Raw genomic sequence first — 26,002 nt, 5'->3', positions numbered from 1 at the left:
TGAACGACACCCCCCGCTTCAGATCTTGTCCCAACTCGAGGCGCGGAGCACGATGAAACCGAGGGACAACGCAGTCCCGATCCCGGAGGTGTGGCATGAGTGCGACAAACACCAGACACCAGACCAACGGCTTGGCCAGACTACGTCAAACCACCGGTGGCGAGTTACTGGCCGAGTTCCTGGGTACGGCGATACTTATTCTCCTCGGCTGCGGCTCGGTGGCCGTGGCCTTGGCAGGCTTGCCTGGATCCGGCAGGCAGACCGCGGATTTCGGTCCCGCCAACTGGCTCATCATCGCCTTCGGCTGGGGGCTGGCCGTGGTCTTCGCCGTTTACGCCGCGGGCGGCGTGAGCGGCGCGCACATCAACCCGGCGGTGACGCTGGCCATGGCGGTGCGGCGGGCGTTCCCATGGGTGAAAGTGGTTCCCTACTGGATCGCGCAGGTCCTCGGCGCGTTCGCGGGCGCGGCAGTCGTATACGCCGTGTACTACGAGGCGATCAACGCCTTCCTGCAGGAAGCGGGGACGCAGAAATCCGGTGACGTGGCGTCATTCTCCATATTCGCGACGTTCCCAGCGGAATACTTCGGCAACGGAATATGGGGACCACTGGTCGACCAGATCGTCGGCACGGCCATTCTCGTCATGCTGGTGGCCGCGCTGATCGACAACCGTAACCAAGCACCACAGAGCAACTTCGGACCGTGGGCCATCGGTTTCGTCGTGACGGCGATCGGCCTCAGCTTCGGCACCAACGCCGGCTACGCGATCAACCCGGCTCGTGACTTCGGGCCGCGCATGCTCGCCTGGGTCGCCGGTTGGGGTGAGGCCGCGATGCCAGGCAACGGCGACTGGTTCAGCAACTACTGGTGGATCCCGATCGCGGGACCGCTGGTCGGCGGCGTGCTCGGCATTCTCATCTACGACTTCTTCATCGGGCAGGTTCTCATCGCGCGCGAGACGCCGTTCGGTGTCGAGGCTCCGCCTCCTGGGCGCGTGCCCGAGCCGACCGGCGAAGCCGGGACCAAGACCTCCTCGGAGGAGCCCATTTCGGAGTCGCGGCCGCCACAGACGAGCACATCGGAGTAGCAGCTTCAGGAAGGAAGCAGAATGGCTTCATATGTGGCCGCGGTCGACCAAGGTACGACGTCGACCAGAACGATGCTTTTCGACCACTCCGGCAGCGTCGTCGCCGTCGACCAGCGCGAGCACGAGCAGATCTTCCCGCAGGCGGGCTGGGTCGAGCACGACGCCGAGGAGATCTGGTCCAACGCACGGGCCACCGCGGCGGGCGCGCTGGCGAAGGCCGACGCGACGACCGCCGAGGTGGCCGCCGTCGGCATCACCAACCAGCGCGAGACCACGCTGGTGTGGGATCGCAGGACCGGCAAGCCGGTGTACAACGCGATCGTGTGGCAGGACACAAGGACCGACCGCATCGTCAACGAGCTCGGCGCGCTCGGCGGCGGGCAGGAACGGTACCGGGAGAAGACGGGCCTGCCGCTCGCGACGTACTTCTCCGGACCGAAAGTCAAGTGGATCCTGGACAATGTGGACGGTGCACGGCAACGCGCCGAAGCCGGTGATTTGCTGTTCGGCAACATGGACACCTGGGTGCTGTGGAACATGACCGGCGGGCCCGAGGGCGGCCTCCACATCACCGACCCGACCAACGCCTCGCGCACGATGCTGATGGATCTCGAGACGTTGCAGTGGGACGAGGGCATCGCGTCCGACATGGGCATCCCGATGTCGATGCTCCCGCAGATCCGGTCGTCGTCGGAGGAGTACGGCAAGGTGCGCGAGCGCGGTGCGCTCGGCGGCGTGCCCATCGCCGGCATCCTCGGCGACCAGCAGGCGGCGACGTTCGGCCAGGCGTGCCTCTCCCCAGGGGAGGCGAAGAACACCTACGGCACCGGCAACTTCGTGCTGCTGAACACCGGCACCGAGAAGGTGCTCTCGCAGAACGGTCTGCTCACGACCGTCTGCTACAAGATCGGCTCGAACGACACGGTATACGCGTTGGAGGGCTCGATCGCGGTCACCGGCTCGCTGGTGCAGTGGCTGCGCGACAACCTCGGCATGATCTCCTCGGCCGCGGAGATCGAGGAGCACGCACGCACAGTGGAGGACAACGGCGGGGCGTACTTCGTGCCGGCGTTCTCGGGCCTGTTCGCGCCGTACTGGCGCTCGGACGCACGCGGCGTGATCGTGGGCCTGACGCGCTACGTCAACAAGGGCCACCTCGCTAGGGCGGTGCTGGAGGCGACGGCGTTCCAGACACGCGAGGTGATCGACGCGATGAACGCCGACTCCGGCGTGCCGCTCAAGACGCTGAAGGTGGACGGCGGCATGGTCGTCAACGACCTGCTGATGCAGTTCCAGGCCGACATCCTGGGCGTCTCGGTGATCCGCCCGGTGGTGGCCGAGACCACCGCGCTCGGCGCCGCCTACGCCGCGGGCCTCGCCGTGGGCTTCTGGGAGAGCGAGGAGGACATCCGCACCAACTGGGCGAAGGACAAGCAGTGGGACCCGGGGATGGACGACATCCGCCGGGAACGCGAGTACCGCAACTGGAAGAAGGCGGTGACGAAGACCTTCGACTGGGTCGAAAGCGAATGACCCGTTCGTGCCGCCTCCCAGGGCACGTCTGAGGGGAGCAAGGGAGCTTTACTACCGTTTTTCGGGAGTAAAGCTCCCTTGCTCCCTCTCGGCTCGTCACGTTCCGGTCACGGCGCGTCGGCGGGGATTGCGGTGATGACCTGGAAATGGGCGCCCTGGTTGTCGACGACCTGTGCCAGCCTGCCGTAGGGCGAGTCCCACGGCTCCCGCACGAGCCCGCCGCCCAGCTCGGTCACCCGCACGACCGTCGCGTCGGTGTCCGTCACCGCGAAGTAGACCGACCAGTGCGGTGGGACGTCGGCAGGCACCTCGTCCGGCAGCTGCCCGATGCCGCCGACCACCTTTCCGCCGACCTTCAGTGTCGCGTACCGAAAGCCCTCGGCCGACATGTCGTCGAATGCGTGACCGAACACCTGCGCGTAGAAGTCCTTCGCCCGGTCGTGGTCCCGCGTCATGCACTCGCTCCAGGTGAGCGCACCCGCCACGTTCGTGAGCCCGACGCCGTTGCGCTCCCCGGCCTGCCACAGCCCGAAGACCGCGCCCGTCGGATCCGCCGCGATGGCCAGCTTGCCCGCTTGGCCGACCTCCATCGGCGGCGTCATCACCTGCCCGCCGTTCTGGCTGGTCGCGGCCACCGTCTTGTCGATGTCGGACGTCGCCAGGTAGGTAGTCCAGGCCGCGGGCGGGGCCTCCTGGTCCGGAGGCACCCCGCCCATCACCCCGGCGACCTGCCGCCCGCCGAGCGAGGCCAGCAGGTAGTTGCCGGTCTCGTCGCCCTGGTCGGCGAAGGCCCACGCGAACAGGGCGCCGTAGAAATCGATGGCCATCCGGGGGTCCGGAACCATGAGGTCGACCCAGCACGGAGTCCCGTCGGGCCACGGTGTGTCACGAGTGACCATTGCCGCACTCCCCTCCTCGTCAACGATGTGGCGTGACCAGTGTCACCCCGCGTCGCCGACGTGGGGAGCGTCAGTCCAGGTCGTCGTGCCGCATGAGCTGCCTGCCCGCCTCGGTGATCGAGCCGGACAGCGAGGGGTAGACCGAGAACGTCAGCGCCAGGTGCTCCACCGTCAGTTGGTTCTGCACCGCCAGGGCGATCGGGAGGATCAGCTCACTCGCGGTGGGCGCCACCACGACGCCGCCGACCACCACGCCGGTGGCCGGGCGGCAGAACAGCTTCACGAAGCCCTGGCGGAGGCCCTCCATCTTGGCCCGCGCGTTGGTGGCCAGCGGGAGCATGATCGTGCGCGCGGGCACCTCGCCGGTGTCGATGGCCTGCTGGCTGATGCCGACCGTCGCGATCTCGGGGTGGGTGAACACGTTCGCGGCGACCGTGCGCAGGCGGATCGGCGCCACGCCCTCCCCCAGCGCGTGCCACATCGCGATGCGCCCCTGCATGCTCGCGACCGAGGCCAGCATCAGCACGCCTGTGCAGTCGCCCGCCGCGTACACGCCAGGTGCGCTGGTGCGCGACACGCGATCGACGGTGATGAACCCGCCGGGACCGGGCTCGATGCCGACGCGCTCGAGCCCGATGTCGGTGGTGTTCGGCACAGAGCCGACGGTCATCAGCGCGTGGCTCGCCTCGATCTGCCTGCCGTCGGTGAGATGGATCAGCACGCCCTTCTCGGTGCGCTCGACGCGGTCGGCACGGGCGTGCTTGACGACGGTGGTGCCGCGCTGGGAGAAGACCTCCTCCAGAACGGCGGCGGCGTCGGCATCCTCGTGCGGCAGCACGCGGTCGCGGCTGGAGACGACGGTGACCTTGACCCCCATCTCGGTGTAGGCGGAGGCGAACTCGGCGCCCGTGACACCCGAACCGATCACGGCGAGGTGCTCGGGCAGCTCGGGCAGGTCGTACAGCTGGCGCCAGTCGAGGATGCGCTCGCCGTCGGGCACCGCGCCGGGCAGCACTCGCGGGGTGGCGCCGGTGGCGATGAGCACCACGTCGGCTTCGAGTACCTCGTCGATCCCGGCGCCGGTGACGGCGACCTTGTGGGTGGCGAGGCCGGTCTCCTCGTCGCAGAAGCGGGCAGTGCCCGTGATCACGCGCACGCCCTCGCGCTGCACGCGAGCGCGGATGTCCGCCGACTGCGCGAGCGCGAGCCCGCGCACGCGACCGTGGACGGTGGGCAGGTCGATACCGGTGTCGGCGAGATCGGTGGTGATGCCCAGCTCGCCGAAGCCGTGGAGGCTCGCGCGGGCGCCGGACGACGCGATGAACGTCTTGGATGGCACGCAGTCGTAGAGCACGCAGGCGCCGCCGAGGCCGTCGCGCTCCACAACGGTCACGTCGGCCCCGTGTTGTGCCGCGACCAAGGCCGCCTCGTAGCCGGCTGGTCCGCCGCCCATGATCACGATCCTGGTCACGCTGGTTCCCTCCTCGTCAGAGCGCCGTCGAGCCCACTCTAGGCCGGGACACGCGGAGTGCGTCCTTTCGGGTGAGCGCACGGCCGTTAGGCTGTGGCCGTGCCCTTGTATGCCGCTTACGGGTCCAACATGGCGCCCTCGCAGATGATGGAGCGAGCTCCGCACTCGCCGATGGCGGGTACCGGTTGGCTCGAAGGCTGGCGCCTGACCTTCGGTGGCGAGGATCTCGGCTGGGAGGGCGCGCTCGCGACGATCGTGGAGGATCCGTCGTCGCGGGTGTTCGTGGTGCTCTACGACGTGACCCATCTCGACGAGTCCGCCCTCGACCAGTGGGAGGGCGGCGAGCTCGGGATGCACAACAAGATCCGGCTCCGGGTGCAGACCATGGACGGCTCGGTGCTGGCCTGGCTCTACGTGCTGGACGCATACGAGGGCGGTCTACCTTCCGCGCGGTACCTCGGCGTGCTCGCCGATGCGGCTGAGGACGCCGGCGCCCCCGCCGACTACGTCGAGGCGCTCCGCACCCGCCCCTGCAAAGGCATAGGCCCCTAACCGCCCGCGAGTCCCCCGCTCCGGTCGGCGAGTCCCCCGCTCCAGCCCGCGAGTCCCCCGCTCCGGTCGGCGAGTCCCCCGCTCCAGCCCGCGAGTCCCCCGCTCCGGTCGGCGAGTCCCCCGCTCCAGCACGAGTGATCCGCTAAGCGGCGAGCCCCCGGCGGCGAAACGCGGCCTCCACCGCTTTGATCATTCGCTGCGGGTCCCTGAGATCGACGGCGTCCGCGCGAACGACGATCCAGCCACGACGCTCCAAGTCCGCGTCCCGCTCGGCATCCGACTCACGACGCTTCTCGTGTGCCTCGTACCCGTCGTACTCCACCGCGATCCGCAGCTCCGGCCAGGCGAAATCGAGGCGGTAGATGTCGTTGCCGGCCAGATCGGTGATGCGGTACTGCTGCACGGGAACCGGCAGGCCCGCGTCGATGAGCGCGAGCAGCGTCCAGCTTTCCGCCGGCGACTCGGCCAGGCCGGTCGCCAGGTCGAGCAACGCCTGCGCCTGGCGGCGACCTCTCGGATCGGTGCGAGACCGCACTCGCTCCTCAACGCACGCATGGAATTCGGCGCGGGCGTGTTCGGGCACTAGTCGCAGTGCCTGGTCCGCGCACGCGAGCGCCGTGCGACGGCTACCACGGCTGAGTACCTCCGCCAGGGCCTGGTCCATCGCCAGCACCCGCAGTCCACCGATCATCTCGACGTCCTGCTCCTCGAACCTGCCGTGGTGAACGACCATCCCAGGGCGCCGTCTCGGCTTGCATCCATACGGCACCAACATGTGGATAGGTGCACCATCGGCCGCCGTGCAGCCGAAGACGGCGAGCGCGGTGTGGCCGGACAGCACGGCCCGCGGGCCTGCCGTCAGCAGACAGGCCGCAGCGCGGGTCGCAAAGTCGGTCGCCCGGCGCGAATCCACGAGGACCGAGCGAGAAAACCTGGTCAGACGCCCTTTTCGCAGCGCGTCCCGCACGCCAGGCAACCCGATCGCCCGAGCAAGTTCCGTACGCGAGTAGGCCCCGTACGAGCCGTCAGGTAGTGATGCCATGGCCCCACGGTGCGCCGTTTCGAGGCGTTGTGGAGCCGCAGCCCACAATCTGTGGATAACCCACCTGACTGTGGATAACTCCCCGACACAGCGGAGCGTGCAACTCGGCGTCCGGACCGCAGAACTCGGCGTCCGGACCGCAGAACTCGGCGTCCGGAGTGGGGGACTCGCGGGCCCGAGCGGGGGACTCGCGGGTTAGGCCAGGGCTGCCAGTGCGGTGTGGACCATCACTCGGATGCCGGTCAACAGGGCTCGCTCGTCGAGTTCGAAGGTCGGCTGGTGAAGGTCTCGCATGGAGCCCTCACCGGACCAGACTCCGAGCCGCGCGAACGCACCCGGCACGTGCTCCAGGTACCACCCGAAGTCCTCGCCGCCCGACGACTGCTCGGTGCCCGTCGTCGCCTCGTCGCCCAGTGCCGCCTCGACGCCGGCCCTCATGAGCGCGGTGCTCTCCTCCTCGCTGACCACCGGGGGCACGCCCCGCCGGTAGTTGAGGTCGTAGCCGACGCCGGTCGGCGCGAGCAGGGACTGGATGGACGACGCCACCAACGGCTCCAGCGACTTCCACGTCTCGTGGTCGGCCGTGCGCAGTGTGCCCCTCAGCACGCCCTGCTGCGGCACCGCGTTCGCCGCCTCGCCCGCGTGCACGGCGCCCCACACGAGCACCGTGCCCGACCTCGGGTCCACGCGCCGCGACAGCAGCGCGGGCAGCGAGGTGATCACGGTGCCCAGCGCGTGCACGAGGTCGGCGGTCAGATGCGGGCGGGAGGTGTGCCCGCCCGGCGAGGTCAGCCGCAACTCGATGAGGTCCGCCGCCGAGGTGAGCGGACCCACACGCATGCCGACCTGGCCCACCGGGAGCCGGGGGTCGCAGTGCAGGCCGAAGATCCGGTCGACGCCGTCGAGCACGCCCGCGTCGATCGCGTCGAGCGCGCCACCGGGCATGACCTCCTCGGCGGGCTGGAACACCAGCCGCACGCGGCCGGGCAGCTCGGGGGCGGTCGCCAGCGCCATGCCGGCGGCGAGCAGCACCGTCGTGTGCAGGTCGTGCCCACATGCGTGCGCCACGCCGTCGACGGTCGACGCGTACGGCAGCCCGGTCGCCTCGGTGAGCGGCAGGGCGTCCATGTCGGCACGCAGCGCGACGCAGGTCGTGCCGCTGCCGATGTCACACACCACACCGGTGCCCCCGGGCAGCACCTTGGGGGCCAGCCCCGCCGACCGCAGCAGGCTCATCACCAGCTCGGTGGTGCCGTACTCCCGGCGGGCGAGCTCCGGGTTCGCGTGGATGTGCCTGCGCCACGCCAGCACGTCGGCCGCGTGCGCCACGAGCCACTCGTCGAGCCAGAAGGGGCCTCTGCCCTCACCCAGATCGTCCAACGGCGCCATGCTCACACCGCTCTCGGTGAGCAGGGCGTCGGCCAAGTCGGCTGAAGGGGAGCCACCAGGCTCGCCCGCCGATTCGGGTCGCGAGTCGAGCACAGTCACGCCGCACCTCCGCACGAGCCCAGCGCAGCGCGCGTCGACACAACTGTCTCTCGCTGGGAAATCATTGTCGTACGCATTTGCACCTAGTCTTGCACCAAATAGGTGATCGGTAGACCCAGATGTCCTAGTGACAAGACAGACGGTAGCCGGTTTGCGCTGAGCGGCTACAGAGAGTTCGGCTTCACTGTTCGACGTGCCACAGCTCGACGGGCGGCGAAACGCGCCGCGGCCGCGAAGCCGAAACTACTTCTTCTTCTTGGGCTTCTTCTTGTTGCGGATGTGCCTGCCCCAGACGACGATGCCGAGCAGCACCGCGGCGGCGACGCCAACGATCAGCTTGCTGCGAGAGTTCCTCGCGTCCGCCTCGTCCTGCTGCTCGGGGTCGAGCACGGGGCCCGGTTCCGCCTGCGTGAGCGCGGGGCCCGCCGCGACGACCGGCTGAGCGGTCGTGGGAGCCGCCGAAGCGGTGGCCGAGGGCACACTGAGAACCAGCACACCGGCGAGGACGGTCAACACACCCAGGACGGCAAACACGCGCACGGGCCCAAGTGTGCCCTGTCGGGCTGATCGCCGTCAGCCGCCACGCGGTGACTCTCCGCCGAAAGCCTCGAGGATCCGCTCGGCGGCCAGTGTCGCCGTGAGCCTGCCCTCGCGCACGTCCCGTTCGACCTCGGGTACCAGCTCGCGCACGCTCGGATGGGTCGCGAGGCGGTCGAGCAGCTGTTCGCGCACCATCGACCAGGTCCAGTCCACCTGCTGCGTGCTGCGCTTGCGCGCCAGCTCTCCGGAGTCCTCCAGCGTCTGCCGGTGCCTGCCGATCTGCTGCCACACGGTGTCGAGCCCGTTGCCGGTGAGCGCGCTGCAGGTCAGCACCGGCGGCGTCCACGCCGCGTCCGGGCCGTAGATCATCCGCAGTGCGCCGGACAGCTCCCGCGCGGCTTTGCGGGCCTCGGGCTCGTGCTCGCCGTCGGCCTTGTTGACGGCGATGACGTCGGCGAGCTCGAGCACGCCCTTCTTGATGCCCTGCAGCTGGTCGCCCGTTCGCGCCAGGGTGAGGAACAGGAAGCAGTCGACCATGTTCGCCACGGCGACCTCGGACTGGCCGACGCCGACCGTCTCCACCAGCACGACGTCGTAGCCGGCGGCCTCCATCAGCACGATCGTCTCTCGCGTCGCCCTCGCGACGCCGCCGAGCGTGCCCGAGGTCGGCGAGGGCCTGATGAACGCCGAGGGATCGACGGCCAGCCGCGCCATGCGGGTCTTGTCGCCGAGGATGCTGCCGCCGGTGCGCGTGGACGACGGGTCGACTGCGAGCACGGCAACCTTGTGCCCCGCTTCGGTCAGGTTGGTGCCGAGCTGGTCGATGAAGGTCGACTTGCCGACCCCTGGCACGCCCGTGATGCCGACGCGCTGGGCGCCTCCCGCGTGCGGCAGCAGCTCCACCAGCAGGTCCTGCGCCTGGCCCCGGTGGTCGGCCCTGCTGGACTCGACCAGGGTGATGGCCCGCGAGAGGATCCCGCGGTCACCGGCGAGCACACCCTTGGCGTATGCGGTGACGTCGATCGTGCGAGGCATGCCTACGAGTGTCGCGCGTCGAGCTGGTCGAGCAGGCCCATGGCGGCCTCCGCGATCACCGTGCCGGGGCCGAAGATCGCCGCCGCGCCCGCCTTGCGCAGGTCGTCGTAGTCCTGCGGCGGGATCACGCCACCGACCACGACCATGATGTCCTCGCGGCCCAGCTCGGCGAGCTCAGCCCGCAGCGCGGGCACCAGCGAGAGGTGGCCGGCCGCGAGCGACGACACACCCACGATGTGCACGTCGGCCTCGACCGCCTGCCGCGCGACCTCGGCCGGGGTGGAGAACAGCGGACCCACGTCGACGTCGAAGCCCAGGTCGGCGAACGCGGTGGCGATCACCTTCTGGCCGCGGTCATGCCCGTCCTGCCCCATCTTGGCGACGAGGATGCGCGGGCGGCGGCCCTCGGCCTCGGCGAACGCGGCGACCCGTTCGCGTGCTGTCTCCACGTTCTCCGACTTCCCGACCTCGTCCCGGTACACCCCGGAAATGGTACGAATCTGCCCGGAGTGGCGGCCCCAGATCTTCTCCAGCGCCTCCGAGATCTCCCCGACCGTGGCCTTGGCCCTCGCCGCGTCGATCGCCAGCGCCAGCAGGTTGCCGTCCGCTTCCGCGCCCGCGGTGAGCCTGCGCAGCGCGTCCTCGACGGCGCCGGAATCGCGCTCCTCGCGCAGCCTGCGCAGCTTCTCCAGCTGCTGGGCCCGCACGCCCGCGTTGTCGACCTTGAGCACGTCGATCTGCTCTTCGTCATCGACGCGGTACTTGTTGACGCCGATCACCGGCTGCCTGCCGGAGTCGATCCGCGCCTGCGTGCGCGCGGCGGCCTCCTCGATGCGCAGCTTGGGGATGCCGGCGTCGATCGCCCGCGCCATGCCGCCCGCCGACTCGACCTCGCTGATGTGGCCCCACGCCTTGCGCGCGAGGTCGTAGGTGAGCCGCTCGACGAACGCGCTGCCGCCCCACGGGTCGATCACCCGCGTGGTGCCGGACTCCTGCTGCAGCAGCAGCTGCGTGTTGCGCGCGATACGCGCCGAGAAGTCCGTGGGCAGCGCGAGCGCCTCGTCGAGGGCGTTGGTGTGCAGGGACTGCGTGTGGCCCTGGGTCGCCGCCATCGCCTCGACGCAGGTGCGCACCACGTTGTTGTAGACGTCCTGCGCGGTCAGCGACCAGCCCGAGGTCTGGCAGTGCGTGCGCAGCGACAGCGACTTCTCCGACTCCGGCGAGAACTGCTTGACGAGCTTGGCCCACAACAGGCGGGCCGCGCGCATCTTCGCGACCTCCATGAAGAAGTTCATGCCGATCGCCCAGAAGAACGACAGCCGGGGCGCGAACTTGTCGATGCCGAGGCCCGCGTCGAGCCCGGCGCGGATGTACTCGACGCCGTCGGCGAGCGTGTAGGCGAGCTCCAGGTCGGCGGTCGCCCCGGCCTCCTGCATGTGGTAGCCGGAGATCGAGATGGAGTTGAACCTCGGCATGTGCTGCGAGGTGAAGCCGAAGATGTCGGAGATGATCCGCATCGAGGGCTGCGGCGGGTAGATGTAGGTGTTGCGGACCATGAACTCCTTGAGGATGTCGTTCTGGATGGTCCCCGTGAGCTGCTCGGGCTTGACGCCCTGCTCCTCCGCGGCGACGACGTAGAGCGCCATCACCGGCAGCACCGCGCCGTTCATGGTCATCGACACGCTCATCTTGTCGAGCGGGATACCGTCGAAGAGCTGCCGCATGTCGTAGATCGAGTCGATGGCCACGCCCGCCATACCGACGTCGCCGGACACGCGCGGGTGGTCGGAGTCGTAGCCGCGGTGCGTTGCCAGGTCGAACGCGACGGAGAGGCCCTTCTGCCCGGCCGCGAGGTTGCGGCGGTAGAAGGCGTTGGACTCCTCGGCCGTGGAGAAGCCGGCGTACTGCCGGATGGTCCACGGCTGGTTGACGTACATCGTCGGGTACGGCCCGCGCAGGAACGGAGCCATCCCGGGGTAGGTGTTCAGGAAATCCACATCGGACAGATCGTCGGCCGTGTAGAGCGGCTTGACGCCGATGCCCTCTGGCGTCTCCCACACCAGCGCGTCGGCGCCCTTGCCGGTGCTCGCGTGCAGCGCGTCGGCCCAGTCCCGCTGCGCACCCGGCTCCGGGGTGCCGAGCTCGACGTCGGTGAAGTCGGGAATGGTCATCAGTCGACTCCCAGCTTGTCGAGGGTGCTCCTGAGTACCGCCAGCGCGTCGCATCCGGCGTGGATGTATCCGGTGACGCCGTCGTAGTCGGCGGGTTTGCCCGCGAGCAGCACCTCGGTGGCTCCGGCCTCGCGCAGGGCCGCGGCGATCTCGGTCGCCTCCTCGGCGTAGGACTTGTCGCTGCCGCACAGGCACGCGACCGGGGTGCCACTCTCCCGGAACGCCCGCACCAAGTCGCCGGTCACGCCCGGGTTGACCGGCCGCACGCCGCCCGCCTGGAACAGGTTGGCCGCGAACGTGGCGCGCGCCGTGTGGGCGGCGAGCGGGCCGAGGGTCGCGAGGAACACCGAGGGACGCTCGCCGTGCGCGGCGAGGTAGGCGTCGGAGCGGTCCCGCAGCTGTTCGTACTCCTGCGCGTAGCGAACGCGGGGCAGGCCACCACCGTCCACAACAGACGGTGCGGGCTCGCGCTCGACGGGCTTCTCGTCCAGGTGCGGGAACTCGCTGACGCCGGTGATCGGGTCCTCGCGGGTGGCGATCCGCTTCGCGCGCGTGTCCCATGTCGCCGCGAGCCGCCGGGCGAGTGCCCCGGAGGACAGCTCGGCCCGGATGCCGCCCGCCTTCTCGATGGCGGTGAACTCGCGCCACGCGGCACGGGCGAGCTCGTCGGTGAGGTTCTCGACGTACCAGGAGCCGCCCGCCGGGTCGATCACACCGGCCAGTTTGGACTCTTCCAGCAGGATCGACTGCGTGTTGCGGGCGATCCGGCGGGAGAAGGCGTCGGGCCTGCCGATGGCGGCGTCGAAAGGCAGCACGGTGACAGCGTCCGCACCGCCGACCCCGGCCGCGAAGCAGGCGACCGTGGTGCGCAGCATGTTCACCCACGGATCGCGCCTGGTCAGCATGGCGGGCGAGGTGACGGCATGCTGGCGCATGGCGACGCCCTTCGCACCGGACACCTCGGTGACGCGGGCCCACAGCCTGCGTGCGGCGCGGAACTTGGCGATGGTGAGGAACTGGTCGCCGGTCGCCGCGTACCGGAACTCCAGCTGGGCCGCCGCGTCCTCGACGCTCAGGCCCGCGTCCGTGAGCGCCCGGAGGTAGGCGACACCGGAGGCGATCGAGGCGCCGAGCTCCTGCGCGTCGGAGCCGCCCGCCTCGTGGAACGGCAGCGCGTCGACCACGATCGTGCGCAGGCCCGGGTACCGCTGTGCGACCCGGGCGGCGAGCGCCGCTGCGGGGGCGAGGTCGTGTTCGGCGCCGGTGCGTGCCTGCAGGCCCACCGGGTCGGCGCCGAGGCTGCCGGACGCCTCGCCGGAGGGGATCTCGCGCTCGGCGAGCACAGCGAGCAGGGCCTCGGCGGCGGCCTCGTAGTCCTCGCCGGCGTCGAGCACGATCGGCGCCAGGTCGAGGTAGACGTCCCGCAGCGCGCGGCCGAGGTCGGCCACGGGCAGGGCCGTCTCACCGACGCGCAGCCACACGGAGCTGACGCCGTTCTCCAGATCGGCCAGCACGTCCTCGTTCACGCCCGCGGCGTCGGAGCCCGCGTGCAGGGCCCGCACGTCCCAGCCCGTGCTCACCTGCCCCTCGGCGCGACCACCGCGCACGAACGGCGACAGCCCGGGGAAACCGGCCGGCGGCGCCTGGTCGTCGGCGGTGTAGAGCGGCTGGATCTCGATGCCGTCGTAGGTCGTGCTGGTGAGCAGACTCTGTGGCGCCCCGGTGAAGTCCTCCGGCAGCGCGCCGCTCTTCTTCAGGACGCCTGTCACGAGCCGCTCCCAACCGGCCCGGTCGGGGGCGCCGAACTCGGCCGCGAGCGTGAGCTCAGCGGGCGCGGACGCCGATGTCCCAGCCACTTCTGTCATAACAACTCATGGTAGGGGCACCGACCGGCCCGCAAATGTGATGCAAATCCCGGCTAACAACACTGGGCGAGCGTGGCCGTCGTCGGCGGTTCGCCACAATAGGGGTCGTGTCCGCCCCCGCTGAGAATTCGCGCCTCGTCGCCGGTCGCTACCGGCTGCGCTCGGTGCTCGGCTCGGGGGCCATGGGCACGGTCTGGGCGGCGCACGACGAGTTCCTCCAGCGCCCCGTGGCGGTCAAGGAGGTCCGGATGCCCGCGGGCGTGCCGCCGGATCAGGCCGGCGAGGTCCGCGAGCGCACCCTTCGCGAGGCGAGGGCCATCGCGGTGCTCTCCCACCCGAACGTGATCGTCCTGCACGACGTCGTGCTGGAGCACGGCGATCCGTACGTCGTGATGGAGCTGCTCCCCTCGCGCAGCCTCGCCGCGCTGCTCAGGGCTGGCAGGCGGCTCACCGTCGCGCAGGCGGCGGCGGTGGCCGACGCGGTGGCCGCGGCGCTGGAGGCGGCGCACGCGGCAGGCATCACCCACCGCGACGTCAAGCCCGGCAACGTGCTCGTGGCGCAGGACGGCCGCATCAAGCTCACCGACTTCGGCATCGCCCGCAACGTCTCCGAGGTCACCATGACCCACACGGGGACGATGCTCGGCTCGCCCGCGTTCATCGCGCCCGAGGTCGCCTCCGGCGGCGCGGTGACCTACACCGCCGATCTGTGGGGGCTTGGCGCGACGCTGTTCGCCGCCACCGAGGGCCGCCCTCCCTACGACGTCGACGGTGATCCACTGGAGACGGTGAGCAGGGTGGTGCACGGCGAGGTGCCGCAGCCTTCGCCCGGCCCGCTCGCGGCGTTGGTCCGGGGGCTGATGGCCAAGGAGCCGTCGGAGCGGATGTCACTGTCGGAGGTGCGGCGCAGGCTTTACCCGTTCCTGGCCCAGCCCCGGCGCCTGCTGTTCCCGCCGGAGCTGTTCCGCGAGGGCACCCCGGTCGGGCCGGAGGCGAGCGTCACTCGGGTGATCCCGGCGATGCCGGCCGCCGCGCCGGAACCCAGCGCGGACGACGGCGGCGGGGCGCTCGCGGCCGATCCGGGGCCGCTGCCTTTCGGCGGAGGCGCCGCGCCCGCCGACGGTCCGGCCGCGGCGCGGGCCGGGCGGTCGACGGCGCGCACGGTGGCGCTGGTCGTGGTGGTGATGCTGCTGTTCGTGCTGGCCGTGGCAGGCGGGTTCGTGCTGACGCGCGTGCTCGCGGGCCAGCCGCTCTCGGCACCGGACCGGACACAGGAGCCGAGGCCGGCCGCGGCTCCCGCACCACAGCAGGAGCTCGTCACGCGCGAGGGCGACGCGACCAACCTGCAGGGCGCGAAGGGCGGCCTGTTCTCGGTCGAGGTGCCCGCCGACTGGACGAAGTTCGTCACCCAGCAGTCGGAGACGAAGCTGCCCACCAGCACCAGGGTGCAGTTCGTCTCCGCCGACGGCGCGCAGGTGCTTGGCGTGGAGCGGTTCGCGCAGTACTCGGACGCCTACACCGTTGACGACTACGTCACCACGCTCGGCGAGTTCTGGGCCCCCGGTGACTTCACGCTGGTGCGCTCGGAACCGCTCGGCGACCGCGACGGCGTGCTCGTGACGTACCGGACGGCGGAGCGCGGCGCGAGCGGTGAGCGGGCGATGAACCGGACGACGGTCGCGGAGGTGTTCCTCAGCGGGTCGAGCCTGTGGGTGGTGAGCGTGACGGTGCCCGTCGAACAGGAACGCCTCGGCCGCAGCGAGTTGTTCGACCGCATCGTGCCGACGTTCCAGATGACCGACTGAGCGGGCGGTGAAACCGCAGTGAAGGCCACCTTCACTGCGTTGAACGCAGGCATGGTGGCCTTCACTGCGGTTTCACCGCGGTTGCACCGAACCGGTCGCGCGAGGCCTTGGCGTGCGCGAGCCTGCGCAGCGCGGCGTGCAGCGCGTCGCCGAGCACGGTGCCGATCACGGCCGCCTCCACAATCGCCTCTCGTTGCCCCAGCGCGGCGACGGTGTCGAGGTCACTGCCCGCGACGAGGTCGGCCGCCTCGGCGTAGTCGTCGAGCCGCTCGGCCAGTTCGGGGTGGCCGAGGTCGCGATAGGTGCAGAGCACTCCGACCAGCGCCTCGGCGATGGGCGTGCCCGGCGCGATCACCCAGTCCCGCTTCTCGGCAAGTGTCTCCAGCCGCTCCATCGCCCACGCCCGCGCCTCGTCGCTGACCTCCACGGCGGGCAGCGGAAGGCCGTGCTGCGCGATGCCGAGCACGTCGTGGGTGGACGTCCCCTCCGCGAGCCCGGCGATCACCTCGCGGACGGCCGCGATCGACAGCCCGCCGATGTCGAGCAGCGCGCGGATGAGCTTGAGCCTGCGCACGTGGGACGCGTCGTAGCGGGCCTGGTTGGGACTGGTGCGCTCGCCGGGCGGGAGCAGGCCCTCGCGCAGGTAGTACTTGATCGTCGCGACCGGGACCCCGGACTCCCTGCTCAGCTCGGCCATCCGCATGCGTCGTCGTCGCCTTTCCTGTGGACTTCCTCAGAACGGATAGTGTAGCTTCCCGCTATAGGTAGTAACACTATCTATAAGGAGGACGGATGTCCGACCTGATCGGCCAGGCGAGAACCTGGCACCGCCCGATGATGATCTGTGCGGGCGTGATGGCGGCGATGGCCGCCGTCTCGGCCGGCGGACTGCTGCTCGACGACCGCGTGTTGCTCGGCGCGCCGATCTGGTTGAAGCCGTTCAAGTTCGCGGTGTCCATCGCCCTGTACTGCGTCACCTGGGCGTGGTTGCTGACCCTGCTGAGGTCGCGGCAGCGCCTGGCAAACCGCGTGTCCACCGCGATCGTGGTGATCCTGTTCGTGGAGTACGCGATCATCGTGACGCAGGTCGTGCGCGGGCGGGCCAGTCACTTCAATGCCTCGACGCCATTGGACTCGACGCTGTTCTCGGTGATGGGCGGATCCATCGCGGCACTGTGGACAGGCACGCTCGTGCTGACCGTCCTACTGCTGCGGACCCCCATCCCGGACCCGGCCTCGCGCTGGGCGATCCGGCTCGGCGCGCTGATCTCACTGGTGGGAGCGGGGCTCGGGGCGCTAATGATCGGCCCGACGAGCGAGCAGCTTGGGTCGATGCGGAACGGCACGCCCACCGGTTTCATCGGCGCGCACAGCGTCGGCGTCGCGGACGGCGGGCCGAGCATGCCCATCACCGGCTGGAGCACCACCGGCGGCGACCTGCGCATCCCGCACTTCGTCGGCATGCACGCGCTACAGGTGCTCCCGCTGCTGGCGCTGCTGCTCGGCCTGCTCGCGACCAGGTTGCCGGCGCTGCGCGACGGCGGCGTGCGGATGCGGCTGATGTTCGTGGCCGGGGCCGGCTACGCGGGGCTGACCGGTCTCGTCACGTGGCAGGCGCTGCGCGGTCAGCCGCTGCTCTCCCCCGACGCGTGGACGCTCGCGGCCCTCGCCGCACTGGCCGTGACGGTGACTCTCGCGACCGTCCTGACCCTCGCCAAGCGGGAGCAAGGGAGCTTTACTCCCGTTTCTCGAGAGCAAAGCTCCCTTGCTCACCCGGAGAGGACCCCTCGATGACCGGGACTCTCTTCGACCTGACCTTCTACCTCGCCGCGCCGTTCTGGGCGCTGATGATCGTCGCGCCCCGCTGGCGGTGGACCACTCGCGTCATCGGCTCGCCGTGGATCGCCCTCCCGCCGCTGCTCGTCTACCTCGCGCTCGCGCCCGGCGACTTCGCCGAGCTGTGGACGGTGGTGAGCAGGCCGGACCTCGGGGTGTTGCGCGAGTTCCTCGCCTCCGCCGAGGGCGCCGCCATGATCTGGGCGCACCTCATCGCCTTCGACCTGTTCATCGGCAGGTGGATGTACCTCGACGCGCGCCGGCGCGGGGTTCCGCACCTGCTCCTCGCGCCGATTCTGGTGCTGACGATCCTGCTGTCGCCGATTGGGCTGCTGGCCTACCTGCTCGCCCGGACGGTGACGCCGGGAGCACGTAGGCTGCACGACCGTGAACGAGAAGATCAGCCAGCCCAGTGACCTCGCCGCCGCTGCCGCCTCGGTGCTCGCCGAGCGCACCGGAACCGACCGGCACGACATCGCCGTGGTGCTGGGCTCGGGCTGGCGCCCGGCCGCCGACGTGATCGGCAAGCCCGAGACGGAGGTCGCTCTCGACGAGCTGCCCGGGTTCGAGACACCCAGCGCCGTCGGCCACGGAAGCACCGCGCGTTCGGTGAAGATCGGCGACAAGCGCGTGCTGGTCCTGCTCGGCCGGACGCACCTGTACGAGGGCAAGGGCGTCGCGCGCGTCGTGCACGCGGTGCGCACCGCGGCGGAAGCCGGCGTGCGCACGGTGCTGCTCACCAACGCCGCGGGCGGGCTGCGCGAAGGCTTCCAGGTCGGCCAGCCGGTGATCATCTCCGACCACCTGAACATGACCGCGACGTCGCCGATCACCGGCGCGAACTTCGTCGACCTCGTCGATCTCTACTCCAACCGGCTGCGGGACGTCGCGAAGGGAATCGACCCATCACTGGCGGAGGGCGTTTACGCCGGGCTGCCGGGACCGCATTTCGAGACGCCCGCCGAGATCCGGATGCTGCGCACGCTCGGCGCCGACCTCGTCGGCATGTCGACCGTGCTGGAGGCCATCGCGGCGCGCGCCGCGGGCGTGGAGGTGTTCGGGCTGTCGCTCGTGACCAACCTCGCCGCCGGGATGACGGGCGAGCCACTCAGCCACGAGGAGGTCATCGAGGCGGGCAAGGCGGCCGCCGAGCGGATGGGTGGCCTGCTGCGGGAGCTCGTGCTGCGCGCGTGACCGCCGTCACTTTCCGGTGGAGACCGGCGTGGTCGTAATGGGCACGTCGGCCATTTCCCTACGCGTCATCGAAGTCCCTTTCGCGCGTTTACCGCACTGTGGAATGGAGTGGCCACCACGTACCCCGGCGAGGTCGCCGAGCTCGAAATCGGTGTGGCAGAGCCAATTTGGCCCATCGTTGACGGCTCGACAATAGCCCGATCGGGTTCTCCACGGCGCTTTCCGGACTGACTCCGCGCGCCTTGTCACGCGGCTGACAAAAGCGGGAAATGCAATGCTCACGGAAATGCGGGGAGTTACTCCGGACGAGGGCGCCGGAGCCGGCGGGCCCGCAGCGCGACCGCGAGCGCGAACCGTTCGTCGGGGTCCCGCAGCCGGTCGCCGTAGCACTCCTCGAGCTGATGGATCCGGTAGCGCACGGTCTGCGGATGCACGTTCAGCTGGCCCGCGACCTCCGGCGCGCCGCCCCTCGTCTCCAGCCACGCGGCCAGGGTCTCGGCGAGCCGCTCGCGCTGCCGGGCGTTGAACCCACCGAGCGGCGCGATCGCCCGCTCCGCGAGCCGCTCGGCGAGCGTCGGATCACTGAGCAGCCACAACGTCAGTAGGTGGTCGGCACACGAGACCACCGGCGCACGCTCCACCACACCGTCGCCGATCAACCCGGCGAGCCGCCGTGCCCAGCGCAGCGAGTCACGCGCGTCGGCGAGGCGGACGACGGGGCCGATCACGCACCGCCAGCCGGCGAGCGCCGCGGCGAGGTCGGGCACGGTGCCGCCGGGCGCGGGCACGATCAGGCACGGCGCGTCGCTCTCGAGGTCGACGAGCACGTCGTCGGCCAGCTCGGGGTAACCCGGCGGTTCGGTGTCGCCGTCGCGTTCCAGCACGACGACCGTCACCTCCTCCGGCGGCGTCCACGCCGCGGCGGCGGCCTGGTCCACGAGCACGCCCGTGGGTACCGGCTGCTCGGAGAGCAGCGACTCCAGCAAGCGCTTGCGGCGGCGTTCGAGTGCCCCGGCGGCGCGGGCCTGTGCGGCCACGTAGCCCTCGTGCGACAGTGCCGACAGCTCGTCGATGTAGGCGAACAGGGCTGCGGCGAGCTCGCACATCGTTTCCACCGGCAGCTTCGAGCGCAGACCGAAGTCGCTGAGCGCCTGCCAGCCGACGCGCCCGCCGATGCGGTACGCCGACTGCAGCACGTCGATACTCCGGCCCTCGCTCACCTCGTATCTGCCGAGCTGACGGAAGAGCGCGGCGGTGCCGTCGCCGGCCGCGGCCGGGTCGAGCAGCCGGTCGAGGAATTCCAGCACGCCCTGCTGCACACCGTGCAGGATCGCCTTGCCGAACGTGCCCTCCAGTGGCCTGGCGTAGGCGGGGATGGACGACTGGATCTGCTGCAAGATCAGTTGTGCAACATCCGCCGATCGGCGCCGCATGGCGGGAGCCAGCACGGCCAGCTCCGCGCGGGCGGCTGCTCCGATCGGCGCCGTGTCATTGCGCATGACGGCCTAACCCCCTTGGCCAGCGGGGGCGACGGTAGCGGGAATCCCGAGGCTTGACAACATTGTGCGGTGACGCAACCATCGCCCAGGCTCACCACCGGCCTTCGTGACCAGGCATTTCGCTGGATCGCCGACGACGTCGACCCGGACACGCGCACAGAGTTGCAGACCGTGCTCGCACGGGCGATGGGTGGCGACGCCGACGCGGTCGCGGAGCTCGCCGACCGCATGGCCGGCCCGCTGACGTTCGGTACCGCGGGACTGCGCGGACCGGTGCGGGCGGGTCCGAACGGGATGAACCCGGCCGTCGTCGTGCGCACCACCGCGGGGGTGGCGGCGTGGCTGACGAGTCACGGCAAGGCCGGCGGGACCGTCGTGGTCGGCCGGGACGCGCGGCACGGCTCGGCGGCGTTCGCCGTGGCGGCTGCCGAGGTGCTCAGCGCGGCCGGTTTCGCGGTGAAGGTGCTGCCGGGTCCATTGCCGACGCCAGTGCTCGCGTTCGCGGTCGGACACCTCGGCGCGGTCGCCGGCATTCAGGTCACCGCGTCTCACAACCCGCCGGCCGACAACGGCTACAAGCTCTACGACGACACGGCCGCGCAGATCGTCCCGCCGGCCGACCGCGAGGTGGAGGCGGCGATCGCCGACGCCCCCGCCGCGGTGGCGGTACCGAGGTCTCCCGATGCCACGACGGCGGGTTCCGATGTGCTGGAGACGTACCTTTCCCGCTGCGCGACGTTGCCGAGGGGCACGGCACGGACGCTGCGGGTGGCGGCGACGCCCATGCATGGCGTCGGCGGGGACGTGCTGGTGCGCGCGCTGCGGGCGGCGGGCTTCACCGACGTGCGCCTGGTGGCCGAGCAGGCGGAGCCGGACCCGGACTTCCCGACCGTGGCGTTCCCGAACCCGGAGGAGCCGGGCGCGACCGACCGGTTGCTGGCGCTCGCGGCCGAGATCGACGCCGACCTTGCGATCGCGCTCGACCCGGACGCCGACAGGTGCGCACTCGGTGCGCGGGACGGGGACGGCACGTGGCGGATGCTGCGGGGCGACGAGACGGGCGTGCTGCTCGGCGAGCACGTGCTGTCCACAACGGACAGCACTGACCCGTTGGTGGCGACCACGATCGTGTCGTCGTCGATGCTGGGCGGGATGGCCGAGGCGCACGGGGCGCGGTACGCGGAAACGCTCACGGGCTTCAAATGGCTGGCGCGGGCGGGCGAAGGCCTGGTGTTCGCGTACGAGGAGGCACTCGGGGTGTGCGTGAACCCCGGGTTCGTGCGGGACAAGGACGGCATCGCGGCGGCGGTGCTCGCGTGCGACCTCGCGGCGACGACGAAGGCGGCGGGCCGCACGCTGTTCGACGTGCTCGACGACCTCGCCGTGCGGCACGGCGTGCATCTGACCGACCAGGTGTCGGTGCGGATCCCCGACCTTCGGGCGCGGGCCGAGCTGATGGACCGGGTGCGCACGGCCCCGCCGGCGACGCTCGCGGACGTGGCAGTGACGGCCGAGGACCGGCTGCCGGAGGCGGACGTGCTGCGCCTGCGGGGCGAGGGCCTGCGGGTGGTCCTGCGGCCGTCGGGAACGGAGCCGAAGCTGAAGGTCTACCTGGAGGTGACGGCCGACGTCCCGGCCGAGGAGGACCTGCCGGAGTCCCGCCGGACGGCGGCCAAACGCCTCACCGCGCTGCGAACGGAGCTCTCACAGCTGCTCGACCGGTAGCCCAGAGGGGAGCAAGGGAGCTTTACTACCGTTTTCCGGGAGCAAAGCTCCCTTGCTCCCTCACGGCGCTTGCGGGACCCGCTCAGCGAAGGCACGCTGAATCACTGTGCCCACGTTGCTGATCGTCCACCACACGCCGTCGCCCCATCTGCAGGCCATGTTCGAGGCCGTGGTCTCCGGCGCGACCGATCCGGAGATCACCGGTGTCGACGTGGTCCGGCGGCCCGCGCTGTCCGCGACGGCGTCGGACGTGCTGGCCGCCGACTCCTACCTGCTCGGCACCCCCGCCAATCTCGGCTACATGTCGGGCGCGCTCAAGCACTTCTTCGACACCGTCTACTACCCGTGCCTCGACGCCACCCGCAACCGCCCCTTCGGCCTCTACCTGCACGGCAACCAGGGCATCGAGGGAGCGCACCGGGCGATCGAGAGCGTCACCAAGGGCCTCGGCTGGGAGCAGGCGGCACAGCCCGTGGTGGTCATGGGCGAACCCGACAAGGACGACCTCGCCGCGTGCTGGGAACTGGGCGCGACGCTGGCGGCCGGCCTCATGCCGGAATAGCCGGTACGCGGGCGCCCCGGTGGCCCTACGATTCCGGCATGGTCATCCGCCGAATCCTGTTGGGGATGCTCGCGCTCACGGCCGCCGTGACCGCGGGCTGCACGTCCGACGACGCTCCGAGTGAGTCACTGCCCGACGGCCCCGCCCTGATCAAGGACGCCGCGGCGGCCACGGGAGACATCCAGAGCACCCATTTCACCCTGCGGGTGAACGGCACGGTCAAGGGTCTGAGCGTGCAGAGCCTCGACGGCGACCTGACGAAGCAGGGCGACGCCAAGGGCACCGGCACGCTGAAGCAGGCGGGCCAGCTCGTCGAGGTCGAGTTCGTGCTCGCGGGCGACACCCTCTATCTCAAGGGACCCACCGGCGGGTACCAGGAGATCCCGGCCGCGCTCAGCTCCACTTTGTACGACCCCTCCGCCGTGCTCGACCCGGAGCGGGGCGTCTCGAAACTGCTCTCCGGCCTGCGCAACCCGGTCACCGAGGCGCAGGAGGAGGTGGAGGGCACCCAGACCTACAAGGTCACGGGTCAACTCGGCAAGGACGTCCTCTCCGGCCTGCTGCCGGGGATCCAGTCCGACGCCGACGTGACGTTCTGGCTGCGCACCGACGGCGAGCACCTGCCCGTCAAGGCCTCCGCGGCGTTCCCCGACGACGCCACCGTCGACGTCACGCTGTCCGATGTGGACAAGCCCGTGACGGTCACCCCGCCGGCGTGACCGAGGTCGGCACCACCCGGCGCGCCCGCTCGGTAGCGATCGGCGCCGGTGGACTCGCGGTACTGCTCGGGGCGCTCGACACGTACGTCGTCATCGGCCTGCTGCGGCAGATCATCGAGGACCTGCAGATCCCGGTGAACCGCCTCGAGCAGGTCACGCCCATCGTCACGGGCTACCTGCTCGGCTACGTGGCAGCGATGCCGCTGCTGGGCCAGGCCTCCGACCGGTTCGGCCGCAAGACACTGCTGCAGGCGTGCCTGGCCGGGTTCCTCGTTGGCTCCGTGCTCACCGCGGTCGCCGGTTCGGTGCCGCTGCTCGTGGTGGGCCGGGTGGTGCTCGGGATCGCGGGCGGCGCGCTCCTGCCGGTGACAATGGCACTCGCCGCCGACCTGTGGTCAGAGCGCAGGAGAGCGACCGTGCTCGGCGCGGTCGGCGGTGCGCAGGAGCTCGGCAGCGTGCTGGGACCCGTTTACGGCATCGCGCTCGCCGCGCTCGCGGGCTGGCGCAGCGTGTTCTGGGTCAACGTGCCGCTCGCGCTGCTGGCGATGGTCGCCGTCTACTTCTCCGTGCCCGGCAACCGGCCCGCCGAGCGCGCCAAGGTGGACCTCGTTGGCGGTGGGCTGCTCGCGATCGCGCTCGGCATGCTGGTGGTGGGCCTCTACAACCCGAACCCGCGCGAGCAGGTGCTCCCGAGCTGGGGCCTGCCGCTGCTGATCGTCGCCGCCGTGGTCTTCGTGCTGTTCCTGCTGTGGGAGTCCAGGGCGAAGACCCGGCTGCTGGACCCCACTCACGTGCGGATGCGCCCGTTCCTCGCCGCGCTGGGCACCAGCATCGCGGCAGGTGCGGCGCTCATGGTCACGCTCGTCGACGTCGACCTGTTCTCCCAGACCCTCCTCGGCCGTGACGACCAGGGCAGCGTGGAGCTGCTCCTGCGCTTCCTCGTGGCGCTGCCGGTCGGAGCGATCGCGGGCGGGTTCGTGGCGTCCCGGGCCGGGGAACGCTCGGTGGCGTTCGTCGGCATGCTCGTGGCGGGTGCGGGCTTCCTGCTGATGTCGGGGTGGACCGCCGATGTGCTCTCCACACCGCACGAGCTGGGCCCGTTGACGCTGCCGAGGCTCGACACGGACCTGGTGATCGTGGGACTCGGGCTCGGCCTGGTCATCGCGCCGCTCTCCTCGGCGGTGCTGCGTGCGGCACCGCCGGAACAGCACGGCGTCGCCTCGGCGGGCGTCGTGGTGGCGCGGATGACCGGCATGCTCGTGGGCATCGCGGCCCTCTCGGCGTGGGGCCTGCACCGCTTCCACAGCATGACCGCGTCGCTCGACGTGCCGATCCGCGTGCTGTATCCGTCCGACGCCGCCTACGAGACCGCGCTCGGCGACTACGTGGGCGCCGTGAAGAACGCACTGCTCACGCAGTACACGGAGATCTTCCTGATCACGTCGGTCGTGTGCGCGGCGGGCGCGGCCCTTGCCCTGCTCATCGGCTCGCGGCGCGGTCACTAAACTCGGTACGTGCCTGAATTCCTGCCGACCGCGCCCTACCGGGGTACCCGGGACTTCCTCCCGCCGGAGATGTCCGTCCGTACCCAGGTCTTCGGGAAGCTGTACGAGGTCATCGAGCGGTACGGGTTCCAGCGCTACGACGGTCCGATCCTGGAGTCGGCTGAGATCTACGAGGCGAAATCCGGTGAGGAGATCGCCAACCAGCAGCTCTACACCCTCACCGACCGCGGGGGCCGCCGCCTGGCGCTGCGTCCTGAGATGACGCCGTCGGTGGCCAGGATGATCGCCGGCAACGCCGGTGCCCTGCAGTTCCCCGTCCGCTGGTACAGCCACCCGAACTGCCACCGCTACGAACGCCCCCAGCGGGGCCGGGTGCGCGAGCATTGGCAGATCAACGTCGACATCTTCGGCTCGACCAGCGCGAACACCGAGATCGAGATCTTCGAGCTGATCCACGACATGCTGGCCGGGCTGGGTGCGAGCGAGGACATGTTCGTGGTCAGGGCGAACGACCGGAACCTGCTGTCCTCGGCCCTCACCGATGTGGTGGGCGTCGGCGAGGAGCAGCTGCCCGAGGTGTTCGCGCTCGTCGACCGCTGGGAGAAGTACGAGCGGGAGAAGCTCGCCGCCAGCGCCGAGGAGATCGGTCTCACGGACAAGCAGTTCGAGAAGCTGGGCGACGTGCTCACCGCTGGGACCGCGCTGCTCGACGAACTGCCTGAGCAGGTCAAGGAGAACTCCAACCTGGTCAGGGTGCTCGGCAGCAACGCCGCGAGCCTGATCCGCTTCGACCCGATGATCGTGCGCGGACTGGCCTACTACACGTCGACGGTGTTCGAGGTCTTCGACACCTCGCCGGAGAACAACCGCGCCCTGTTCGGCGGTGGCGCCTACAGCGACCTGGCTTCGCTGTTCACCGCACAGCAGATCCCGGGAATCGGGTTCGGCATGGGCGACGTAACCCTGATGGACTTCCTTGGCACCCACGGCCTGCTGCCGCAACCGAAGGCCGAGGTCGACGTGGTCGTGATCCCGGTGACGGAGAACCTCGGCGACGCCGCCCGCACGGTGGCGACGTCGCTGCGCCGCTCCGGTGTGCGCACATCGGTGCCGCTAGAGTTCCGCAAGCTGGGCAAGGAACTCGGACGTGCGGACAAGGCCGGCGCCCGCGTGGTCGTGATCGTCGGCCAGGAGGACTGGGACGCCGGCAACGTGACCGTGCGCAGCCTAGCGACCCGCGACCAGCGGGTGGTCGCCGCGGACTCCGCACCGGCCACGGTCGCCGAACTGCTCGCCGAATAGCACGCAGGCCGGTCATTCGAGCCTCTCGAATGACCGGCCTGCTTTTTTTGTGACGACAAAACGAGAAAGCCCGCCAGGTGAGCACCTGGCGGGCTTTCTCGAAGTTGAGTTCGGCGGTGTCCTACTCTCCCACACCCCCACGGGTGCAGTACCATCGGCGCTGGTGGGCTT

General features: G+C 70.4%; 22 protein-coding genes. 12 read left to right on the top strand and 10 right to left on the bottom strand.

All coding sequences use genetic code 11. From position 1 onward, the window contains the following. Positions 1-95 precede the first annotated feature (95 nt). The gene (locus FCN18_RS28945) at positions 96-1,088 is read left to right on the top strand and encodes an MIP/aquaporin family protein (RefSeq protein ID WP_137096594.1); all 993 of its coding nucleotides are present in this window, start codon (positions 96-98) and stop codon (positions 1,086-1,088) included. A 21-nt stretch (positions 1,089-1,109) separates the two neighbouring features. Beyond that, entirely contained in the window at positions 1,110-2,621 is a 1,512-nt protein-coding gene (glpK, locus tag FCN18_RS28940; protein WP_137096593.1) for a glycerol kinase GlpK, read from the top strand. Positions 2,622-2,728: 107 nt separating this feature from the next. On the opposite strand, the gene FCN18_RS28935 is transcribed toward glpK, so the two are convergent. Next, complete coding sequence (locus FCN18_RS28935) at positions 2,729-3,520, bottom strand: VOC family protein (RefSeq protein WP_137096592.1); 792 nt, start codon at positions 3,518-3,520, stop codon at positions 2,729-2,731. A gap of 70 nt (positions 3,521-3,590) precedes the next feature. Beyond that, the gene (locus FCN18_RS28930) at positions 3,591-4,991 is read right to left on the bottom strand and encodes an NAD(P)H-quinone dehydrogenase (RefSeq protein WP_112275866.1); all 1,401 of its coding nucleotides are present in this window, start codon (positions 4,989-4,991) and stop codon (positions 3,591-3,593) included. A gap of 99 nt (positions 4,992-5,090) precedes the next feature. On the opposite strand from FCN18_RS28930, the gene FCN18_RS28925 reads away from it, so the two are divergent. Beyond that, complete coding sequence (locus tag FCN18_RS28925; RefSeq protein WP_110335252.1) at positions 5,091-5,543, top strand: gamma-glutamylcyclotransferase; 453 nt, start codon at positions 5,091-5,093, stop codon at positions 5,541-5,543. A 142-nt stretch (positions 5,544-5,685) separates the two neighbouring features. Here the strand turns inward: FCN18_RS28925 and FCN18_RS28920 are convergent, their stop codons facing one another. From FCN18_RS28920 to mutA, 6 genes are all read right to left on the bottom strand, one after another. Further along, positions 5,686-6,510, bottom strand: a complete 825-nt coding sequence (locus FCN18_RS28920; protein WP_228714175.1) for an endonuclease domain-containing protein — start codon at positions 6,508-6,510, stop codon at positions 5,686-5,688. Between the two features lie 270 nt (positions 6,511-6,780). Next, the gene (locus FCN18_RS28915; protein ID WP_137096590.1) at positions 6,781-8,073 is read right to left on the bottom strand and encodes a M20 family metallopeptidase; all 1,293 of its coding nucleotides are present in this window, start codon (positions 8,071-8,073) and stop codon (positions 6,781-6,783) included. Between the two features lie 243 nt (positions 8,074-8,316). Further along, entirely contained in the window at positions 8,317-8,613 is a 297-nt protein-coding gene (locus tag FCN18_RS28910; protein WP_228714174.1) for a hypothetical protein, read from the bottom strand. A gap of 33 nt (positions 8,614-8,646) precedes the next feature. Next, positions 8,647-9,648: a methylmalonyl Co-A mutase-associated GTPase MeaB gene (gene meaB, locus FCN18_RS28905; RefSeq protein ID WP_112275860.1), complete on the bottom strand. Its 1,002-nt coding sequence runs from the start codon at positions 9,646-9,648 to the stop codon at positions 8,647-8,649. A gap of 2 nt (positions 9,649-9,650) precedes the next feature. Continuing rightward, positions 9,651-11,819, bottom strand: a complete 2,169-nt coding sequence (gene scpA / locus FCN18_RS28900; RefSeq protein ID WP_112275858.1) for a methylmalonyl-CoA mutase — start codon at positions 11,817-11,819, stop codon at positions 9,651-9,653. Further along, positions 11,819-13,684: a methylmalonyl-CoA mutase small subunit gene (mutA, locus tag FCN18_RS28895; RefSeq protein WP_137096588.1), complete on the bottom strand. Its 1,866-nt coding sequence runs from the start codon at positions 13,682-13,684 to the stop codon at positions 11,819-11,821. The genes scpA and mutA overlap by 1 nt, the downstream gene beginning before the upstream one ends. A gap of 107 nt (positions 13,685-13,791) precedes the next feature. On the opposite strand from mutA, the gene FCN18_RS28890 reads away from it, so the two are divergent. Next, positions 13,792-15,489, top strand: a complete 1,698-nt coding sequence (locus FCN18_RS28890) for a serine/threonine-protein kinase (RefSeq protein WP_228714173.1) — start codon at positions 13,792-13,794, stop codon at positions 15,487-15,489. Between the two features lie 61 nt (positions 15,490-15,550). Here the strand turns inward: FCN18_RS28890 and FCN18_RS28885 are convergent, their stop codons facing one another. After that, the gene (locus tag FCN18_RS28885) at positions 15,551-16,192 is read right to left on the bottom strand and encodes a MerR family transcriptional regulator (RefSeq protein ID WP_113641116.1); all 642 of its coding nucleotides are present in this window, start codon (positions 16,190-16,192) and stop codon (positions 15,551-15,553) included. 89 nt (positions 16,193-16,281) lie between these two features. On the opposite strand from FCN18_RS28885, the gene FCN18_RS28880 reads away from it, so the two are divergent. Genes FCN18_RS28880 through FCN18_RS28870 form a run of 3 tightly spaced genes read left to right on the top strand, consistent with a single transcriptional unit; the run spans position 16,282 to position 18,519 of the window. Continuing rightward, positions 16,282-17,283, top strand: coding sequence for a hypothetical protein (locus FCN18_RS28880; RefSeq protein WP_137096586.1), 1,002 nt, complete (start codon positions 16,282-16,284; stop codon positions 17,281-17,283). Then, entirely contained in the window at positions 17,280-17,741 is a 462-nt protein-coding gene (locus FCN18_RS28875) for an ABA4-like family protein (protein WP_112275848.1), read from the top strand. Before FCN18_RS28880 ends, FCN18_RS28875 begins: the two co-directional genes overlap by 4 nt. Then, entirely contained in the window at positions 17,713-18,519 is an 807-nt protein-coding gene (locus tag FCN18_RS28870; RefSeq protein WP_112275846.1) for a purine-nucleoside phosphorylase, read from the top strand. The genes FCN18_RS28875 and FCN18_RS28870 overlap by 29 nt, the downstream gene beginning before the upstream one ends. A gap of 296 nt (positions 18,520-18,815) precedes the next feature. On the opposite strand, the gene FCN18_RS28865 is transcribed toward FCN18_RS28870, so the two are convergent. Continuing rightward, positions 18,816-20,018: a PucR family transcriptional regulator gene (locus FCN18_RS28865; protein WP_113641119.1), complete on the bottom strand. Its 1,203-nt coding sequence runs from the start codon at positions 20,016-20,018 to the stop codon at positions 18,816-18,818. A 69-nt stretch (positions 20,019-20,087) separates the two neighbouring features. Between FCN18_RS28865 and FCN18_RS28860 the strand changes: the two genes are divergently transcribed. The 5 genes from FCN18_RS28860 (at position 20,088) to hisS (ending at position 25,831) form a co-directional block, all read left to right on the top strand. Continuing rightward, a complete protein-coding gene (locus FCN18_RS28860; RefSeq protein WP_137096585.1) occupies positions 20,088-21,743 on the top strand; it encodes a phospho-sugar mutase in 1,656 nt (551 codons plus the stop codon). Positions 21,744-21,849: 106 nt separating this feature from the next. Then, complete coding sequence (locus tag FCN18_RS28855; protein ID WP_112275840.1) at positions 21,850-22,305, top strand: flavodoxin family protein; 456 nt, start codon at positions 21,850-21,852, stop codon at positions 22,303-22,305. A gap of 38 nt (positions 22,306-22,343) precedes the next feature. Next, positions 22,344-23,024, top strand: a complete 681-nt coding sequence (locus tag FCN18_RS28850) for an LppX_LprAFG lipoprotein (protein ID WP_112275838.1) — start codon at positions 22,344-22,346, stop codon at positions 23,022-23,024. Then, positions 23,021-24,529 carry an MFS transporter gene (locus tag FCN18_RS28845; protein ID WP_113641121.1) on the top strand — a complete coding sequence of 503 codons (1,509 nt, stop codon included), beginning with the start codon at positions 23,021-23,023 and terminating at the stop codon, positions 24,527-24,529. The genes FCN18_RS28850 and FCN18_RS28845 overlap by 4 nt, the downstream gene beginning before the upstream one ends. A gap of 9 nt (positions 24,530-24,538) precedes the next feature. Continuing rightward, positions 24,539-25,831 (top strand): histidine--tRNA ligase, encoded by a 1,293-nt coding sequence (gene hisS, locus FCN18_RS28840; protein ID WP_113641122.1) that lies wholly within the window; start codon positions 24,539-24,541, stop codon positions 25,829-25,831. The last annotated feature ends 171 nt before the right edge of the window (positions 25,832-26,002 follow it).

The sequence above is a fragment of the Prauserella endophytica genome, from assembly GCF_005146945.1.
Lineage (GTDB): Bacteria > Actinomycetota > Actinomycetes > Mycobacteriales > Pseudonocardiaceae > Prauserella_A > Prauserella_A endophytica.
Note: the sequence above shows the minus strand (reverse complement) of the source record. Positions and strands in the feature narration are given on the sequence as shown.